Below are 3,123 nucleotides of genomic sequence, written 5' to 3'. Positions count from 1 at the left end.
TCGGCAATCGCAAGGGTTACGCGGGCTACGAGTTCGAAGCGGCGCTCGCCGACGCGTTCCGGCTCTACCACGTGCGGCATCGGGTGCTGAACTCGGATCTGGGTCGGTGGGGGAGGAGGGATCCGCTGCGATATATTGACGGCGCGAATCTACTCGCCTATGTCATGGCCAACCCGCTTGCATTTCAAGACTCAACGGGTCAGCTGTGGATAACGAGTGCCCCGCTAACGACCAACAAGTTCATGCCATGCGGAGGAATCAGGTGTTACTATCGGTACATCTCGGCGATTCTGTGTCTTCATCCGGTCGTGGTCCAGAAGGTCACGTTCCAATCAAACTGTGCGAAGTGCGGGGACGATTTGGTAGACGAGTCTCAGGCTTTCTACGAGCGCATAGGGGACCCGTCTGTCTGGGGTGACAACTACACACGGATAAGCCTCGAGGATACTCGTGGTTCGTCGAGCGCGACACGCGATGTGCGCCTGTTCTGCAACCTGCCGCCGGATGCGTTCACGGGATGGCACGAGTTCGGCGTTGTCCCGGTTAGCACGTGTGGGATAGAAGGTACGACGTCCATCAGTCCTCCATGGATTTCAGGCGATGAGGTGGCCCACGATTGACGCACACAGGACCCAGCCGGGACACTGCCTCCGGCGAAAGGAGTCCTGCATGAGTGGTCAGCGATACTCAGAACAGTTCAAACGCGATGCGGCCCGCCTCGTCACCGAGGAGAGCTACTCGATCAACGCAGCTGCCGAATCCGTGGGCGTCACCCACACGACCTTGTCCAGGTGGGTCGACCGGTACGGCGACGAGGCCGATCAGTCCAAGCGCAAGTTCGCTTCGAAGGACGACGAGCTCGCCATCCTGCGCGAAGAGAACCGCCGCCTACGCATGGAACGCGAGATTTTAAAAAAAGCGACGGCCTTCTTCGCAAAGGACCAGTGAGCCGGTACGTGTTCATGAAGAACCACCGGCACGAATACCCCGTCACGATCATGACCAAAGTACTCGAGGTCTCCCCGAGCGGCTTCTACGGCTGGCTCCGACGTGCGCCGTCAGAGCGCGATCGCCGGCGCGAGGAGATCAGCGAAGCGGTCATCAAGAGCTTCGAGGCGAATCATGGGATCTACGGGAGCCGGAAGATCGCCCAGGTGCTCAACCGCACCGTCAGCGCTTGCCGCAACACCATCGCTCGCATCATGCGGGCGTTGGGACTACGCAGCAAGGCTCAAAGACGCCGGTTTGTCGTCACCACCGATTCGTCTCACTCCTCACCGGTAGCTCCGAATCAGCTCGCCCGGGTCTTCCAGGCGTCCGCTCCAAACGAGAAATGGGTGGCCGACATCACGTATCTCCAGACGGCACGCGGCTGGGTCTACCTGGCGGCGGTCATGGACCTCTTCTCGCGCCGAATCGTCGGGTGGTCCGTCAGTCGGCAGCTCGACACGGCGCTCGTCGAGGCCGCCTTGCACAACGCGATCACGAGCCGCTGCCCGCAAGATGGTCTGCTTCATCACTCCGATCGTGGCTGCCAATACGCCAGCGGTCACTACCGGGACCTCCTGACCAAGCACGGGATCGACTGCAGCATGAGCCGCCGGGGCAACTGCTGGGACAACGCTCCGATGGAACGGTTCTTCGGGGCGCTCAAGGGTGAATGGATGAACCACAAGCAGCTGGCGACGATGGAGGACGCTCACGCCAGCGCCTTCCGCTACATCGAGATCTTCTACAACCGGCGGCGGCTGCATCAGTCGCTCGGCTACGTCAGTCCGGTTGCCTTCGAAGCCGCCAGGGAGAATGCCGTGGCGGCGTAGTCAGCGGGCTTGTGTGCGTTTTTGGTGGGCCACGACACGATTCGTTCACGCCAATATGGTGGGACACCTTCAGAGACCAGGGCACAGTAGAAGCACAAACCGGATGGAACTGCTGTGATCCGTGTACTGCATCAGGCTGCGATACAACCACGTTCGCCACATGTGGCGCTGGCCTTCCCCCGGTTTGTCCGTAGCGAACACAACAAGGCTGCTTGTGTCCTTGCTCCTTGGTGCGCTGGTGAGCGCTACTCTCGCGGCGCTATTCGCGAGCACGCTGCGCATAAACGTGTTGGAACTCAGTCCAGTGGAACGTCTCAGCGTTACCACTCGAACTGGTCGCCGAGGGTACCAGAGCGTGGTGGGGCGTGGATCTACGGTGATCTTTGCTCGCGGTGGGAATTACTCCGTCGCCGATTCCATCGATCCGGTGAAGTTGCGCGAGAGCGGACTGCCTCATTGGGCAGATCTCAATCCTGCGAAAGGGGGGCCTGTCAGCATCTTGGCCGAGCAATACGAAGCATACGGCTGGCCGGCGAGATGTCTCGCGTCCTCTACTTTCAAGAGTGCGGACGGTAAACGGGTCATCGTCGGTGGAATCGAACTCAGTACGCTACCGCGATTCGCCGGATACAAGAATGTGCCCCGCGTGTTGCCTCTGCGACCGATTGCACTCGGACTCCTCATTGATGTTCCAGTTCATGGAGCGTTTGTCTACACTATGTGGTGGATATTGCGTGAGTGTCGAGCGCGACGACGGGGCCGACGCGGGCTGTGTTGGAATTGCGGCTATCCAGTCGGCGAGCCAGATCGCGTGTGTTCAGAGTGCGGTCGTTGCGTCCTCCGACGTGGGAATGACAGGACACGCACTGTCCCCACACTTCCGCCTCACCAGGCGAGATCGACGTCTGAGCCGGTAGATTGACCGGAAGCCACCGTGCGGTCTGCGCCCGTAGTGTTCAGAAACCTCGTCAGCAGCTAACCCGCACGGGCACCGCGGGTTCCGAGCTCGATTCATGGCCGACGTTTGCCATCGCGTGAGTGCCGGCGAGGTCGGCGCGCAGTCGCAAGGATCGCGCGCCCGTTAACCACAACGCTGAGAACGGGTCGCAATGGGAAAGATGAACCCAGTGGTTAACGGAAAGGCGCGAGCGCGCGACTTTTCGGCCGTGTCGCGCGCGACTTTGTGGTGTTGGCGGAGGTCGGCATCGGCATTCTGTAAGTGGAGCAACGGCAAGCCGTTGCCAGGACTCTCTCGCAAAAGTCGCGCGCATGAGTTATGAAGAGCGTCTGGACCGGGGAGCTT

At 60.6% G+C, this 3,123-nt stretch carries 3 protein-coding genes; all 3 read left to right on the top strand.

The features are described from left to right. Positions 1-620, top strand: a 620-nt coding sequence (locus tag HKN37_01675; GenBank protein NNE45348.1) for a hypothetical protein, incomplete at its 5' end; no start/stop codon positions are given. Between the two features lie 49 nt (positions 621-669). Next, positions 670-948 (top strand): transposase, encoded by a 279-nt coding sequence (locus HKN37_01670; protein ID NNE45347.1) that lies wholly within the window; start codon positions 670-672, stop codon positions 946-948. After that, positions 945-1,820 (top strand): IS3 family transposase, encoded by an 876-nt coding sequence (locus HKN37_01665; protein ID NNE45346.1) that lies wholly within the window; start codon positions 945-947, stop codon positions 1,818-1,820. The genes HKN37_01670 and HKN37_01665 overlap by 4 nt, the downstream gene beginning before the upstream one ends. Positions 1,821-3,123 lie beyond the last annotated feature (1,303 nt).

The organism is Rhodothermales bacterium (assembly GCA_013002345.1).
Lineage (GTDB): Bacteria > Bacteroidota > Rhodothermia > Rhodothermales > JABDKH01 > JABDKH01.
This window is presented reverse-complemented; position numbering and strand designations above follow the sequence as displayed.

Bases quoted from the DNA above. Each gene is read 5' to 3' on its own strand.
- HKN37_01670 (NNE45347.1), top strand. From the start codon at position 670: ATGAGTGGTCAGCGATACTCAGAACAGTTCAAACGCGATGCGGCCCGC.